17 protein-coding genes are annotated in these 16,272 nt (G+C 33.5%); 3 read left to right on the top strand and 14 right to left on the bottom strand.

The features are described 5' to 3' along the window. Window positions 1-34: 34 nt before the first annotated feature. The 4 genes from EIB73_RS09180 to EIB73_RS09165 are packed head-to-tail and all read right to left on the bottom strand — an operon-like array spanning window position 35 to window position 3,866. Window positions 35-1,054: a glycosyltransferase family 2 protein gene (locus tag EIB73_RS09180; RefSeq protein ID WP_125024719.1), complete on the bottom strand. Its 1,020-nt coding sequence runs from the start codon at window positions 1,052-1,054 to the stop codon at window positions 35-37. A 48-nt stretch (window positions 1,055-1,102) separates the two neighbouring features. Further along, window positions 1,103-2,014, bottom strand: a complete 912-nt coding sequence (locus EIB73_RS09175; protein ID WP_125024717.1) for a polysaccharide deacetylase family protein — start codon at window positions 2,012-2,014, stop codon at window positions 1,103-1,105. Further along, a complete protein-coding gene (locus tag EIB73_RS09170; protein WP_125024711.1) occupies window positions 1,998-3,044 on the bottom strand; it encodes a GNAT family N-acetyltransferase in 1,047 nt (348 codons plus the stop codon). Before EIB73_RS09170 ends, EIB73_RS09175 begins: the two co-directional genes overlap by 17 nt. 3 nt (window positions 3,045-3,047) lie before the next feature. After that, complete coding sequence (locus tag EIB73_RS09165) at window positions 3,048-3,866, bottom strand: glycosyltransferase family 2 protein (protein WP_125024709.1); 819 nt, start codon at window positions 3,864-3,866, stop codon at window positions 3,048-3,050. A gap of 190 nt (window positions 3,867-4,056) precedes the next feature. On the opposite strand from EIB73_RS09165, the gene EIB73_RS09160 reads away from it, so the two are divergent. Then, entirely contained in the window at window positions 4,057-5,061 is a 1,005-nt protein-coding gene (locus EIB73_RS09160) for a glycosyltransferase (RefSeq protein WP_125024707.1), read from the top strand. Between the two features lie 25 nt (window positions 5,062-5,086). Next, window positions 5,087-5,947: a glycosyltransferase family 2 protein gene (locus EIB73_RS09155; protein WP_125024705.1), complete on the top strand. Its 861-nt coding sequence runs from the start codon at window positions 5,087-5,089 to the stop codon at window positions 5,945-5,947. A 12-nt stretch (window positions 5,948-5,959) separates the two neighbouring features. Here EIB73_RS09155 and EIB73_RS09150 read toward each other — a convergent pair whose 3' ends face one another. The 10 genes from EIB73_RS09150 to EIB73_RS09105 form a co-directional block, all read right to left on the bottom strand. Continuing rightward, entirely contained in the window at window positions 5,960-6,898 is a 939-nt protein-coding gene (locus tag EIB73_RS09150; protein WP_125024703.1) for a glycosyltransferase family 2 protein, read from the bottom strand. Between the two features lie 13 nt (window positions 6,899-6,911). Further along, on the bottom strand, window positions 6,912-7,547 hold the full coding sequence (locus tag EIB73_RS15050) for a TDP-N-acetylfucosamine:lipid II N-acetylfucosaminyltransferase (protein ID WP_164467877.1): 636 nt from the start codon (window positions 7,545-7,547) through the stop codon (window positions 6,912-6,914). Between the two features lie 514 nt (window positions 7,548-8,061). Further along, on the bottom strand, window positions 8,062-9,204 hold the full coding sequence (rffA, locus tag EIB73_RS09140; RefSeq protein ID WP_125024699.1) for a dTDP-4-amino-4,6-dideoxygalactose transaminase: 1,143 nt from the start codon (window positions 9,202-9,204) through the stop codon (window positions 8,062-8,064). Between the two features lie 21 nt (window positions 9,205-9,225). Further along, complete coding sequence (locus EIB73_RS09135) at window positions 9,226-10,017, bottom strand: hypothetical protein (RefSeq protein ID WP_125024697.1); 792 nt, start codon at window positions 10,015-10,017, stop codon at window positions 9,226-9,228. A 7-nt stretch (window positions 10,018-10,024) separates the two neighbouring features. After that, the gene (locus EIB73_RS15345; RefSeq protein WP_394341099.1) at window positions 10,025-10,321 is read right to left on the bottom strand and encodes a hypothetical protein; all 297 of its coding nucleotides are present in this window, start codon (window positions 10,319-10,321) and stop codon (window positions 10,025-10,027) included. A gap of 28 nt (window positions 10,322-10,349) precedes the next feature. Then, window positions 10,350-11,228: an IS982 family transposase gene (locus EIB73_RS09125; RefSeq protein ID WP_125021619.1), complete on the bottom strand. Its 879-nt coding sequence runs from the start codon at window positions 11,226-11,228 to the stop codon at window positions 10,350-10,352. 40 nt (window positions 11,229-11,268) lie between these two features. Then, window positions 11,269-12,285 (bottom strand): ABC transporter ATP-binding protein, encoded by a 1,017-nt coding sequence (locus EIB73_RS09120; RefSeq protein ID WP_380219201.1) that lies wholly within the window; start codon window positions 12,283-12,285, stop codon window positions 11,269-11,271. Between the two features lie 88 nt (window positions 12,286-12,373). Continuing rightward, window positions 12,374-13,222, bottom strand: a complete 849-nt coding sequence (locus EIB73_RS09115) for an ABC transporter permease (protein WP_125024695.1) — start codon at window positions 13,220-13,222, stop codon at window positions 12,374-12,376. Between the two features lie 35 nt (window positions 13,223-13,257). Further along, a complete protein-coding gene (locus EIB73_RS09110) occupies window positions 13,258-14,235 on the bottom strand; it encodes a hypothetical protein (RefSeq protein WP_125024693.1) in 978 nt (325 codons plus the stop codon). Window positions 14,236-14,267: 32 nt separating this feature from the next. After that, window positions 14,268-15,578: a UDP-glucose dehydrogenase family protein gene (locus EIB73_RS09105; protein ID WP_125024691.1), complete on the bottom strand. Its 1,311-nt coding sequence runs from the start codon at window positions 15,576-15,578 to the stop codon at window positions 14,268-14,270. 188 nt (window positions 15,579-15,766) lie between these two features. Between EIB73_RS09105 and rimP the strand changes: the two genes are divergently transcribed. Beyond that, entirely contained in the window at window positions 15,767-16,234 is a 468-nt protein-coding gene (rimP, locus tag EIB73_RS09100; protein ID WP_125024689.1) for a ribosome assembly cofactor RimP, read from the top strand. The last annotated feature ends 38 nt before the right edge of the window (window positions 16,235-16,272 follow it).

Below are 16,272 nucleotides of genomic sequence, written 5' to 3'. Positions count from 1 at the left end.
TTGTGTGCTTATGTGGATTATAGTATTTCCCTTTTTAATCATCGACAGTTGCTCCCAAATTTCGGTATTGTTCTTTAAATCTATCAACCCATTTGGTAAATTCTTCAGTTTTAATAGTAGAATCTAAGAAAATAGTAAAATAATCGATTGAAAAATCTCGTGGAAAATTTTGCATCACATCAAACTTCCCTTCTAACCAGGCTTTATTGATGAGATGATTAAAGTAATTAACATCAAAATCAATGTTATACTGATGATAAGAATTGGTGGCTGACGATTGAAAGGTGGTTTTTAAAACTTCGGTTTTTGTTCTCGCAATGAAATTAGGATTTTTATTTTTATGATAATAAGTTGCAGCATTTCTGAGCTGCTGTTTTTCATCCACTTTTTCCCGCGAATCTTTCCATATATGAAGCCAATATTTTTTCTCATAAATTCCCATTGCAATGGAATTTAGCGCGTAATATTTTCTTCGCGTCTCATTATTCACGACACCTAATTTATATAAAATAGTAAAAAACTTAAATCGGTTGTACATAAAACAATCCATTATAAATTGATTTCCGGTAAAAAGATGGAGAGGAATTACCTTAGAAATTCTGTCATTAATCGGATTTATTTCAAGGTCTTTGTCGTCTATCTGATTTCCAAGCCAACCTAATTTTAGCAGTGAAATATCATGGGTCGAAATGTCGTTTTCCAGATCTGATAAGTTGAGGGGCTTTGTAAACCACACATCATCTTCAGTAACAAGAACATAGTCATCTGCATTTTTTACGCTGTCATACCATAGCGTAGTCGGGATTTTAAAACCATTGATTTCTGTTCCCGATTCGATATTTTTTTGAATTGAATTTATCTTTTCATCATATTGTAATGAGGTTCGAATTTCAATCGTCGGATGGAGTTCTTGAATTTTCTGCAGATATTTTTCTGGCGTTCCATCATCCAAAATAATAACCTTATAATTGCCGCTAACATTTTGCTTAATGCTTTTTAAGCAGCGGTCCAGATAATATGGTCGGTTAAAAGATTTTATTAAAATACTTGTCATGTTTAAGTTTTCAAAATCTAAACTAGTGATTTATATAATTATATAACGCTACAATCTAAACTTTTTCTGCAACTTTCGTCTGTATTTATCTTCGTTATTTAAAAACTGTTTTTTCACAGGTTCCCAGAGTGCTCCATATCTTAGTTTATTGCGTATGAAGTCCTTGTTTCCATGATACAGACCATAGCGTGGAATCGCCAATAAATTATTATTAGGACTTAAATTTTTAAATTCAAAGGAGTAGGCATATTTAACTCCGGATTTCTTTAAAAACTCAATTTCTCTGGGACCAAAATCCAAATTTACACTTCCATTGGGGTAGGCAAAAGTGGTGATATTTCTGTGGAGCAGTTCACCTAAACGGGTAATAGATTTGGTAATTTCAAATTCTGCGGTCGCATCCTTTTCATTTGATAAAATGGGGTGATTCAAGGTATGAGCTCCAATTTCAAAAATACCTGATTTCTCCATTTCAAGTAATTGATTTAAGTTGACATACTGACTAATCTTAGCGGGGCTATTAAATTTTTTTTGATATAATCTTATGATTTTCCAGATTTGATCCAGCCTCAGCAACTTCATCAAGGACCGTGGATAAATACCCATAAGATTTTCGGGTTTTATATTTAACATCTCACCTATACAAAATATTAATTTCTCTTTATCATAATCACAGCTTTCAGAAAACCAAAAGTTGGATTCTTCTTCAATAATTTTAGGGGAAACAAATATTGATGCCGTCAATCCTCTCTTCTTTAAAACAGGATAAATAATTGAATAAGTAGAAATGTGCCCATCGTCTACGGTGAGGTGGGCTATGTTTTTCGTCTTTACTTTTCCATTATAGAAATTTTGAATTTCATAGAAAGGTACCACTTCATAAAGGTCTTGAATCACATCAAGGGTATCTTCAAACCAGTCTTTATCATGAATTTCATGAAAATTAATAATCTTCGGCATAGTTGAATTTTCCTAAGTTAGAATGCATGTCCAAGTCGCTGTCTGCAAAACTCATAACCAGATGATCGTGGGTTTCTTGGGTATTTTTAAAATTAAAAGGGAATGTCGTGAGAACAACTTCATGCTTGAACTGTGTAAAAAAGTGCTCGGAGAGCCATTGATCAGTGATGTTTTGAGATGAAGATATTATAGTACCATAAAGTTTTAGTTTTTTTCTCAATAATTCCGCGCTCATCAATATAGCGGTAAACTCGTTTATTTTATGATTATTAAAGCGATAGTCCACTATCTTCAACCAATTTACTCCTTTATAAAAATAGGGTTTTGCCACAAAATAAGTGGGGTTTTCATCCAAAGATGACGAAGAGATGTAGAAAAAATAGCGGTCTGGTTTATAAAAAAATCGCCATTGGAAATACCTTTTATCTCTAAGTGTTTCAATTACATTCTTATTCCAGTTTAAAGTGGATAAATTTAATTGTGCTGCATCCTTTATTCTTTGAAATCTACCGATATTATCTGGGAATTGATAACTCTTAATATCTTTTGGTGGCATACGAAAAACTCTTTGGGTTAAGAATTTCAGCCTATGGAAGATAGATCCCCATTTAAGGTAAAAATTGAGATGACTTATTACTTTTGCACCCCTATCCTGATGAATTCTTGCAGACTTCTCTGAAAACCCTACGGCAATGTAGTAATCGTTTTTAAGATAATAATCGGCTAGCTTTTTTCCTATTCCTTTATTTCGGTATTCTTCCAAAACATAATAGTCCTGCCCCCAAAAGGCAGGAATGACTTCTTCATTTAAAGAAAGAGGTGCCGGCATAGTAAGCATTTGGGCAATGTATTTACCATCATTCTCTACACAATATATGAAATCTGATTTGATAGAGGAGAAGGGATTATCAATAAAACGGAAGTGGTCATATTCATTATGATTCTGACGGATTTTAAAACAAGAATTATTAAATTTTGTTACATCCGAGATAGAAAAACCGGAATCTGAGAAAAGTGGGAAATAGCGCATCAATTAGAATTTTTTACGGATGTACCTGTTTAATTTCTTTCTAAACGTATTCTCTCTTTCAAAAAGAACTTTTGCGAGATTAATATCCGTGGATGCTTTAATATTTCCAAATTGATGAATATTTCTTCTTACGCAGGTATCAAAAAGAACTTTATTCCAACTTTCAATAACTGTTTTTTTTCTGTGTTTATTCTGTGAGACTCCACTAGAATGTTGTCTGTAATAATATAGAGGACTGTTAATAAATTCAAATTTTCCTTTTTCGTAAAGCTTGAGATAAAGATCGAAATCTTCAGATGCGATAAGTTCTTCATTAATGCCATCTGTTTTAAAATAAAAATCTCGCCGAAATGTAAAAAAATGAGAAACTTCATTATTAATGTTAAAAAAATATTGATCACCATTTTTAATTCTTTTAGTTCTAGAATAAATTTTTTGAGGCGTAAGTAAATTATCGCACAACATGATTTGGGAATAGGTTGCAACAATATTTGGATGATCAACATATTTTTGGATACTAAGCTCCAAAGCGTCTGATACTACAGCATCATCTGGGTCAATGAATCCACAAATTTCTCCTTTTGCCAATTCTACACATTTTCGTTTTGTAAAACCTACTCCTTTATTTATCTCGTTTTTATAAATCTTTACGGCTTTGTTATTTTCAGTTAACGATTTAATTTTTTGCAAAGAATCATCGGTAGAACAATCATCAACAATGATGATTTCAAAATTCTGGTACGTTTGATTGAGAACGCTTTTATAAAAATCTTTGAAGTATTCAAAGTTATTGTAATGTGCAACAAGTATAGAGAATAGCATAGTTTTTTTTAATTAACAGAAATATGGTTCATTATATCTTCAATTATTCTCGTAAACTCTAAAAATCTACAAAATAAAAATAGAGTGTCGGTAATTTTTAGATACAATGCAGTAAAAACAAAAGTAGCGTTTACTGTTTTTCTATCTTGCAAAGATATGGATTTAGGAATTATTAAGTATTTTTGGGAAAATGAAAATGATAAATCCCCTAGTCACAATCTCCATCCCACTTTATAACTGCGCCGATTTCCTGGAAGCCTGTCTGGAATCCGTTCGGTTGCAGACTTATGCTCATATCGAAGTGACGTTGATTAATGATCAGACTCCTGATAACAGTGTGCAAATTGCAGAGGAATTCATTCAAAAACATCAACTTGAAAATTGGAGAATTATACACTTAGCAAAAAATTCAGGACTTTCAGTGGTAAGAAATAAAGGGATTGATACCGCTTTAGGTAAGTATATTTTTTTTGTTGATAGTGATGACGTTATAACACGGGACTGTGTTTCAAAACTAGTCGTGATCTCTGAGAATAGTGGTGCCGAAGTTACGATGTCTCAATTAGAATGTGTAGAATTAAAAACTGGTAAACGTTCAATCTGCATTAAATTAAATTCTGAGGAGAAATTAATCAGTGGTAATATAAATATTTTGACAGCTTTTTCAAATAATGAGCTTGTTTCTTATAGTGTAAACAAATTATTTCTGGTAGATTTCATTAGAAAAAATAGCATTTATTTTACTCCAGGCTTGTTTGCAGAAGATGAGCTGTGGAATTTTCAGATGATTTTAAAACTAAATAAAGTTGCGATTCATAAAGATGTGACGTATACTTATTTTTTGCATCAAAAATCAATTATTCATAATAGAGACAGAAAGTATTTCAATAACTGGTTTACAATCGCCAAATATGTAGATGAGGCCTTAAAAACAGAAGACAACAATATTCGAAAAGCTTTAATTTTAAGATACCTTATTAGCTACAAATCTATGACATTAATGATGAATTGGCGAGCAAAGAAAGATGAGCAACTGTGGAAGGAAAGTTATTGCAATTATAAAACGTTATCAGGTTTACATTGGAGCGATTACTTCTCAACAAAAATTCCGTTATCGATTAAAAAAGCTGATCTATTAAATAGTTTACCTACTGATTTAGGATTTAGGTTTTTCAAGTGGAGATGGGAACGGTAAACCAATATTTTAATATCTTAACAATATGCTATTTACCATTTTTACTCCTACTTACAATAGAGCCTATACGCTGCCTAAATTATACGAAAGTTTAAAAGCCCAAAATCATAAGAATTTTGTGTGGCTAATTGTTGATGATGGATCTACAGATGGTACACAAGATCTTATTGAAGGTTATAAAGCTGAGGATAAAATACCTATCCGGTATTTTAAGCAAGAAAATAAAGGTAAACATATTGCGGTCAACGAAGGGTTAAAGTATGCTGATACTCAATGGTTTTGTATTATTGATAGTGATGACTATCTTGAAAGTACGGCGACGGAAGTTTGGGAGCAGCTTTCACGGGAGATTGCGAACCATAAAAATTACGCTGGTTTTTCATTTATTCATTTTTCAGATAAAATTATTTATGACGAGAAAGAATATGGAAATAAACGTTTATCTAAGGTCAGTGATTATAAATGGGAGCATTATGGGGAAATGTTATTTTGTTTTAAAACGGATGTAATCTCCGATTTCTCTTTTCCTATTTTTCCTGATGAAAAATTTTGCCAGGAGTCAGTTTTGTTTTTTCCGATATTAAGAAAATATAGGATATTGGTAACAGATCACGTTCTTGTTCATGGTGAGTATCTTACAGATGGACTGAGCCAAAACCATTATGCATCAATGTTGAAGAGTCCTAATTATGGATTGTTATCAATTCAAGAATATTTTTTAGACGCTACAACTGCTAAAGAGAAAATGTATTTAGCAGAAGCGTATTGGGATATTGTTTTGAAATCTAGGAGAATACCTGTGATGAAAGCACTTACGGGATTACCATTTATATGGACTATAAAAGTATTTAAAGATAAAATTTTAAAGAAAATAGGGAATAAGTGATTATATTTCTTATTAAATATATCTTGTTTTGCTTTTGTTTCTTTTGGTGATGATCAAAAAATAGATACTTAGGAAGGACACTAGATTCGATCGGGTAAAACCGCCTGTGAAAATTGCTTTATTTAAGAGTTTATATTTTTTACCCATAATCAGAATTGGAATATATTTTTTTCCAAAATCTTGGAAAATAATATCAATATTAGAACTGTATTTTCCTTTTCTCTCTAAAAAAGATTTTACGATTTTTCTGGCGCAGATATAATTGTACGTTCGATCATACAGTATTTTTGAATTGTAAGACATTCCATCAGGATGTTGTCGCAGAGAAACTAATTGTTTATCAATAGTCTCGTACTGATCAAAGTCAGCAAATACTCTAATGTAAAATTCCCATTCTTGAGCTGCTTTCAGCTTTTCATTAAACCGGTATGCGTTAGATTTTATAAATTCAGTCTTAAAAACTGATGATGGCGTCATCACTTTAATTTTATCTGAAATATAATCTAAAAGTGGGTTATCGCTTTTAATCTCGTTAATTACAAAATCTTTTGCTTCACTTTGCTTCGTGCTAAACTGGTTACATTTACACACGCTGAAAGAAAAAGCTGAGTTAATTAAAAGAGATAAGTGTTCGTTTAAAAAGTTTGGGAGCATTATATCATCGCTGTCAAACCAATTTATATATTCTCCTTTTGCTAGATCTAAACCGTAATTACGTGCACCATTTCCCCCGCTCGCATAAATAGGTGGTCTTTTGTAATATATAATTCTCGGATCAATTGTTGAATAATGCGAAATTATATCTTCAGTATGATCGGTGCTTCCATCATCTATAACCAAACATTCCCAGTTTTTGTAAGTTTGCTCAATAATTGAATCCAATGTTTCAACCAAAAGATCAGCACGGTTGAAGGTGGGAATGATGATCGAAACTAAACCTTTATTAATCATAGAGATAAATTAATCATTTTTTTTTCAAATCTGAAAACACTTCTTCAACAGATTTTTTAAGTTCTTTTTTTAAAGTTTCACTACTAAAAATCTTAGTGAGAATTGTTCTGTTATATTCTATCTCTTTTTGAGAAAAAGCGGTGTCGAAATGGTGTGAAAGTAAATCTTTTTCGTAGGAGAAAACTTTTATTTTATTTCTCTTTAGGTAATGAAAGAACGTACTTCTTTCACTTATAAAAACTTTAGCGCCTGCATAGATTAATGCTATTATATTCCCAACGGCTTGTTGCCGACGGGTGTTTAAAATTGCTACTTGAACATCATCTAATACGTTTTGGTAATCTTGTAAACTCATAAAATCCTCCATGAACGCAAACGTATTCCCGGGAATAAGAGCTTTCTCCCTAATCGCAGAAATATACTTTTGATCACCATATGAAACGGGGCTAAAGATTTCTTTATTTTTTATTTTAAGTTCACTCAGACGCTTAAAAACATCAAGATGGTTGTTTGTTTTAAAGCCTGAATTTCCAATCATTACTTTTGATTTATTCAAATTAATAGGGGCATCGGTTTCAAGAATCTTTTCCAGTGGATAATACCAAAAATTAAACACTGGTCTTTTTAAACCCAATAATTTTTGAATCATCACGTGCTCTTCTTTGAATGATGTTCCAAAGTAGTCTAGTCTTCTTAAGGCATTTATCTTTCTTTCTCTTTGCGTAAGATAAAGATCTTTTTTTACGATTCTGTAAATTGGCCAAATTTTCTCTTTTAGTTTTTTCTTAAAGGTTAAACTTTTATCTGCAAAATATAATTTGGTAAGGGGTGAAAGTGCTTTGTTTTCGGAATATAGAAAGGGGTCATTGTACACTTCAAAGCCAAAAAATAATCCGACTGTTATTGCTTTTTTTGGTAGAAATTTTAAATGCTCGATGATATTTTGGGGTAAGCTATGGAATATTATGATGCTTTTCTCAGGGAGTTCTTCTATGGTTTTTTTTAAATTATCAATGATGGTAAATCGAGAATTTAAATGAATGTGTTTTGGGATAGATTCATTTAAATTATAAATATAGAAATGGTTTTGCTCGGGATATAATTCTTCAAACTGCGCATAGCCCGAATTTATAAATTTTTCATCTTCGCAAAAATGATAGATTTCAGGCATTATAAAACTCTTTAAGTTGTGCTATTACTAAATCCTGTTCGGCAACGCTAAGCTCAAAATAAAAAGGCAGACGTAAAAGGCAGTCGGTAAAATGATCAGCATTAGGGATGTCTATTTCTTTTTCTTCGTTCAAGAAAAACTCACTTTTATTTAAACTTAAATAATGAAAAACAGGATGTATGTCTTTCTCTTTCATACATTTGATTAATGCTGTTCTTTCTTCATACGATTTGCAAATGATATAAAACATATGACCATTATTCGTGGCATACTCCGGAATTACAGGAAGCGAAATTTTGCCTTTTTCTTCAAGTGTTTTTAGTTCAGTAATGTACTTCTTCCAAATGGATATTCTTTTGGTTTGAATTTCTTCCAAATGTTCTAACTGACCATAAAGAAAAGCAGAAATGATTTCTGAGGGTAGGAAAGATGAACCTAAATCTACCCAACCATATTTATTAACTTCACCACGGAAAAATGCACTTCTATTCGTTCCTTTTTCACGGATGATTTCAGCGCGTTCATTATATTTTGGATTATTAATGGAAAGCATACCACCTTCTCCAGCAATAATATTTTTGGTTTCATGAAATGAAAATGTGCCAAAATCACCAATAGAACCCAGAGCCTTTTCTGTACCGTCGCTAAAAGTATAATAACTGTCAATTGCTTGTGCAGCATCTTCCACTACGAAAATGTTGTGTTTTCTCGCAATCGATATTATGGCTTCCATATCACAGGCAACTCCGGCATAATGAACCGGAACAATGACTTTTGTTTTTTCGGTGATTAATTTTTCAATACTTTTCGGATCAATATTGGGATTGTCTGGATAAGAGTCAGCGAATACAATTTTTGCTCCTCGTAGGGCAAAAGCATTTGCAGAAGAAACAAAAGTATAACTTGGAACAATCACTTCATCTCCTTCTTTGATATTACAAAGAAGTGCAGCCATTTCTAAAGCATCAGTACAAGAAGTGGTTAATAATACTTTTTGAAAGCCAAATTTCTCTTCAAAAAACTGATTGCATTTTTTTGTGAAAATTCCGTCGCCAGAAATTTTCCCACTTTTTACGGCTTCTTCAATATATTTTAATTCATTACCGATGATAAAAGGTTTGTTGAATGGAATCATTTTTCAAGATATTATAATTTCTTAAAATTCTATAGGTGTAAATTTAGCTTTATCAGGAAGAAGAAATCTCATAAACTCAATTTCTTCAATAGATTTCCTCTTGGTATACTCACGAGTTTCAACATTGAAAAAGGAAATACTTGTATTGTCAACGTCAACGTCATTGAAATTCTTAACTATTTCTATTGTTTTGCAGTTAGGATCAAATTTATTTAAATATTCTTTCATCTTTTGAAACTTATCTACTATGGAATTTTCAATAAACTGAAATCCCACTTTAGATGATATTGATGATGCAGGAGAACCTGCATATATTTCATTAAATTTCATGTCCTTAGTTATTACAGAGCCAGCCATTGCCATTGATTTATCTTCTGCCGTAATCGGAGAAACTATACAATGCCCAACAAACCAAACATCATTTCCTATATTCATGCTCTTTTCAGATAAAAATCTACACCCTTCCAGAGTGTCTCCAAATTTAATATGACTCCATATTTGGGAATGTGCTCCTATCCCACAATTGTTGCCTATCGAAGTTCCTCCTATCGAATCGATAATAGTATACTGTCCAATCCAAGCATTATGTCCAATTTTGCACGGCAGATAACCATGAATATTGGTGTCATGTTGAATCTTGCTATAATCTCCCAATTCGAAATTGTTACATATTATTTGAACGTTATGTCCAATGTAACAATTGTCTCCGATAATTATATTATCAGCGTCACCGTTTACTCCTCTTATTGTCGCCGTGGGTTCTATAATAGTGTTTTTACCAATAGTTATTTTTTTGGATTTAATATTTTTCATTACATTTTTATTTAAAAGAAGCGTCTAATAGAAGAGAACTGCCAGGTCTGATTTTTCGCCCGACATTAAAAAAATCAGATTCTATTACCGTAATACTTGCTGCATTATGGAGTACATCACAAAAATCTTTTGGACTTGTGGTCTTATGTGATATCTGATACGTGAAATAATAATTTTCTGCCCTCAAATTAAATTGGGGGACTTCTAGTATTATCTTATTATTAGCTGAAACATTGAAAGGCATTTCGTCTGATACCCAAGACACTATTTTGTTTTCGTACTTGTCAGTAAATCCACAGGCAATTATTAATTCGTTTAAACCTGTTGTGCATTTAGCACAAATTAACTTTTAGTTTATTCAAACTTCTTTTGAAGACGAAAAAATTGAGGTATTGAATCATCGTAAAAGAAGTTATTTTCGACACTATCCTTGTCGCCAAACCTTGAAAGGTTTTTGCAAAGTTCACGTTTATTGTAAACTGGCCGCATAGTTGCGATATATTGGTTTCAATCCGTTTCCTTATGTTTGATTTTGTCCTTGAAAACTCTACAAAACCATGCTGGTTTTTCCTCATCGGGACCGAAAGATTTATCTTGGAATAGTTGAATAAATCTACTTGAAATTTTTTACTGATATATCCTCTGTCCCCGATCAATAAACAGTTTTTAAAGTTTTCCTTAATATCCTTGAGGTAATTTACATCATGAACATTTGCAGGGGTGAAATCAAAAGAGTGAAAGATTCCATTCTTGTCACAAACCGCATGAAGTTTATAGCCAAAATACCTTGACTTCTGCGCGGCACAATATCCAAACGAAGGTTTGATATCATCTGTGGAACAAATTGCCGAACGGTTTGCACGACTGAATTTACATATTTCAATCGGTGTTGAATCAACAATGAAGACATCGCTGAAATCAGAAAATTTACCGCTTAAGGTCTCCCTTATTTTTTCAATATATGGAAAAAGCCTCCTCCTTCTTTTATTGTAGACGCTCCTCTCGATCTTCCCATCCAAATCGGTTCCCGAAATACATCTAAACAACTGTAATTCAGAGTTAATGGACATGTATTCAGCGGTAATATTAAGTGCCACAAGTTCCAAGTCAGACATTTTCGGGAGTCTGATCTGCTTATTTGACTTAATATGTTTACAGGTTGCTGTCAATTCTTTTAAAATAATTTCGTAGTTTTGAATGAGATTGTTCATGTATTTAAATGACTTGGTAATCAATTAAATATACGATTTTTTAATCAAATGGACAATCTTTTTTCCTTTCAATTTCTAAATGCACAACAGGTTCGTTTAAATTAATTTCAGCATTATTCTGCAAAGAAAACTCAACAATAAGTGAATCTCCGGACAGTATTTCTGAAGTTCTTTGATTATATTTATTCTTAAAAATAACATCTAGAACTTCTACTTTTTTATTTCCAATTTTATCATCGCGCAATTGGATTGATTCGTCCATATTTCCGCTGGTAGAAATGAGGTATTTTGAAATAGTATCATCAATTTTTCCTTGATATTGTAATAAGCCGTCTTTCAAATAAATACCAGTTTGACATAATGTTTTTACTGCCCCAATATTATGACTCACAAACAAAACCGTCCTCCCTTCACCCTTACTCACATCGCCCATTTTTCCCAAACATTTTTTCTGAAATTCCGCGTCACCTACTGCTAAAACTTCGTCGACAATCAGAATTTCTGACTCTAAATGCGCAGCGACGGCGAATGCCAAACGCACATACATTCCAGAGGAATATCTTTTTACCGGCGTGTCAATATATCTTTCTACACCTGAGAAATCGACTATTTCATCAAATTTGCGCTTGATTTCCTTTCGGGTCATTCCGAGAATGGCTCCGTTTAGATAAATATTCTCACGGCCTGTCATTTCTGGATGAAATCCGGTTCCTACTTCTAATAAGGAGGCAATTCGTCCATTGGTGTAGATTGTTCCCGTAGTTGGTTTTGTTACCTTACTTAATAATTTTAGCAAAGTCGATTTTCCCGCGCCGTTTCGGCCAATAATTCCTACGGCATCTCCCTGTTCAATTTCAAAATTTATATCGCGTAAAGACCAAACATAGTCACTGTTTCCTTTGGAACTGCGGTCGTTCGTTTCCCCAATCTTTAAATAAGGATCTTCTTTTCCGCGCACCTGATGCCAAAAGCGGTTCAAGTCATGCGACAGCGTGCCTGTTCCAACCTGTCCGAGCCGGTATTGTTTTGATATGTTCTCTGCCTTTAATGCCAGCATTTTATTTTCTTTAATAAATTTTTAAAATTATTGAGACTGCTTTTAATCACAATTTTAATTGGTTCTTTTTACTTTTTACTTGGATCTTCTAAACCGTATCCATAAAGCTTTTCTCAACTTTATTAAATACCACAGTTCCGATCGCTAATAAAATGAAGATAATGACACTGCTGGTTAATAACATAGCAGCGGAGAAATCTCCTACGCCAAGCCAGGCATATTTGAAACATTCAAAAATTCCGGAAAGGGGATTATAGTATGCAATTGCTTTAAACCGTTCGGGAAGTGCAGAAAGTGGATAAATAACTGGAGTTACATACATGAATAAACTCACACCAAATCCCAAAAGCATCTGGATGTCGCGGTATTTCGTCGTTAAAGAAGAAAATATCATTCCCATACCCAATGCAAAGGCTGCCATTAAAATAATTAAAAAAGGCGTGGCCAAAATCCAGATATTCGGTTGTACTTCTCCTTTAAAATAGTAGTAAAAGAAAGCCACGAGAAAAAGCCCCATCTGTACGCCAAAGCGCATGAGGTTTGAAATCACAACGGTTAGTGGCATCACCAATCGGGGGAAATACACTTTTCCAAAAATGGAGGCATTGCCTGTAAAAACATTTGAGGTTCCTGTTAAGCAGGAAGAAAAATAGTTCCACAATGTAACACCGGCAAGATAAAAGAGAACTTTCGGAGCGCCATCAGTAGATAAATTGGCGATGTTTCCAAAAACAATTAAATAAACCAGAGTCGTGAAAATAGGGTTAATGAAAAACCATATCGGACCCAAAATCGTTTGCTTAAATCCCGACACAAAATCCCGTTTCACAAACATATAAACCAAATCTTTGTACCGCCAGACTTCTTTTAATTTGAGGTCAAAAAGAGAGTGGCTGGATTCGATGGTTTCCGTCCATTGTTGTTGAGGTTCGGTCATTTGTGTAAATAAATTTTTAGCAAAATTAAGGTAAATTAATCAATTCTAGAAAGTTCCGTTCTGCTAAGCAAAAGCGAGGTGAGAAATAGTGGAATATATAGACGGACTTCATAAAGGATTCCCGTGTAAAAACATAAAATGATGTAGGGGAAAGAAAGAAAATGAAACAAACAAATCGCTCTGATTGCATTTTTGTCTTTTGCTAACATTAATGTGAAAATAAAGAACACCAGCCAAAACATAATCCCTAAGATGTTTTTAGGTTGTGTGAAATTCTGGAGTAAAAGATTTCCATCATTGGTGGAAAAATTTTCATTGATGAATCTCAATCCCAAATACACCCCGATAAAGATCAGGCCTAAAAATAAAATCGGTTTCAAAGTTTCTTTTTTTAAACCGAATTTCCCATATAACAATGTTGCAGCTAAGGACAATGAAAGTGCTGACGATTCGCGATTTAATGTTGAAAACAATATAATGACGCCTAACACCATTAAGATGGAAGAAGATTGATCCTTTAAATATTTTAAAAGGAAGAAAAAGAAAAGCGCCAGGAAAAAGTAGCTGGAAATATCATAAGGAACGATCACGAATTGAGAGAGACCAATTGCTAAAATTGATAAACCTGTTATTAATAGTTTTTCGGACGAAGTCGCAACGAAAGTTTTAGTTTCAGTAATTAAAACCATTAGTCCGGCGAAAAGTATCAGAAAGAATGTATTTAAAATATAGATTGATAAATACATTTGCGGTTCCGAATCGGGTTGTAGAAACTTTAATTTGAAAATTCCGTAATCTAAATTTAAAGTAGAAAAAAAATCATAAACTGCTATGAGCAAATATCCACTCAAAATACGGTACTGATAAATGCCTGACTGAAACTGCTCCTGAAAACTTTGAATATTTAAAATTTTTGAGGAATAAATATTTGCAAAACCGAAATAAACAAAACTATTGACTGTGAAAGCCAATAGTATCGAAAAAATGAGTTTTGAAAATAAATTTAATTTCAAGTGTAAACGTTCTAATTACTGATTCCGAAATTTTATTTTAATGTTTTTCTTCCGATCGACTTGTAGAAAAATCCAGTATCTTCTAATTGTTCCAAAGCAAACATATTCCTTCCGTCAAAGATGACTTTGCTTTTCATTTTCTGCGCCATCAGTTCAAAGTTAGGATTTTTGAATTCACTCCACTCCGTTGCGATCAAAAGACAGTCTGCATTTTCTAAAGTAGAATACATGTCCTGAGCATACGATATTTGATCACCAAGTACATTACGCACATTTTCTTCTGCAATTGAATCGTACGCCGTGATTTCTGCGCCTTTCTCTAAAAGCAATTTAATGTTATCCAAAGATGAGGCTTCTCTGATATCGTCAGTATTCGCTTTAAAGGCCAAGCCCCACATTGCAATCTTTTTACCTTTTAAATTGCCCTCGAAATACTTTTCAATTTCAGAAACCAAAATAATTTTCTGCGCATGATTCACTTCTTCGGTCGCTTCAAGAATTTGAAAATCAAAACCTTCCTGTTTGCCGGATTTTATTAAAGCTTTTACATCTTTCGGGAAACAGCTTCCGCCATATCCAATTCCGGGGAAGAGAAAACGGTGGCCAATTCGGTCATCAGAACCCATTCCCAAACGAACTTTATCAACATCAGCTCCTACTTTTTCACAGTAATTCGCGATTTCATTCATAAAAGTAATCTTAACGGCTAAGAACGAATTTGCGGCATATTTTGTCAATTCAGACGATTTCTCATCCATAAAAATAATAGGAATTCCCGTGTTGGTAAAAGGCTGATAAATTTTAGCCATGATTTCCTGCGCCTTTTCAGATTCGCTGCCAACAATCACCCGGGCCGGATTCATAGAATCTTCTACCGCAAAACCCTCTCTTAAAAATTCTGGATTAGAAACAACGTCAAATTCGACGGAAGTTTTAGAAGCAATAGTTTCGCGAACTTTATCAGCCGTGCCCACAGGAACCGTTGATTTATTCACAATCACTTTGTATTCCATCAGCAATTCTCCAATTTGGTTGGCGACGGAAAGTACGTAAGAAAGATCGGCAGATCCATCTTCGCCCGGCGGCGTTGGTAAAGCAAGATAAATGACTTCACTTTTCCCCAGAACTTCTTTGATATCGGTGGTGAAAAATAAGCGCTGTGCCTGAATATTTCGAAGGAACATTTCTTCCAAACCCGGTTCGTAAATAGGAACGACGCCTTCTTTCATGCGTTCCACCTTTTTCGCATCAATGTCAACACAGTATACGGTGTTTCCCAATTCTGCCAAAGTAGTTCCTGTAACCAATCCTACATATCCAGTTCCAACGATCGTAATATTCACAGTTTAAGTGTTTTTAAATTTTTGCAAATATAGGAATTAATCGTTTGTACCTTGATTTCGGGCATTGAAGAAAGTATAATATTTTGGTATTTTATTTAAAAGATGTATATTTGCATCGGATTAACGGAAAAACAATGAAAAGGCCTTCGGAAGAAAGCCTTTTTTCGTAAGAGTATTTTAAATAAAACATGGAGTTTAGAGCACAAATAGAACAACTTTTAAACGACTTTCTGGCAGAGAGAGAAGATCTTTTTTTAATTGATATAAAGTTTTCTGCAACAGATCATATTAGAGTCATTTTAGATGGTGATGAAGGAGTAACGCTTCAGGACTGTTTGGATGCAAGTCGTGCAATTGAGTTTAATATGGATCGCGACGAACACGATTTCTCGCTGGAAGTAATGAGTGCTGGCTTAAGTGAGCCACTTAATTCCCTCAGACAATACCGTAAAAATATTGGCAGATCGCTGGAATTGATCTTAAATGATGGTTCGGAAGTGGAGGGCGAATTGGAAAAAGTGGAAGATGATCATATTACCCTTGTTTTGAAATACAGAAAGCCGAAAGACATCGGTAAAGGAAAAGTAGATGTTGTAGAAGAAAAAGATTTTCTTTATTCCGACATTAAGAAAGCTTTAGTTGCAGTAAAGTTTTAAAGCACTGAGGAGCGGTGACCACATCGTGTTCTCATAAA

Origin of the sequence: Kaistella carnis, from assembly GCF_003860585.1 — a bacterium.
GTDB classification, from domain to species: domain Bacteria; phylum Bacteroidota; class Bacteroidia; order Flavobacteriales; family Weeksellaceae; genus Kaistella; species Kaistella carnis.
The sequence above is the reverse complement of the archived record's forward strand: the minus strand, read 5'-3'. Positions and strand labels throughout refer to the sequence as shown.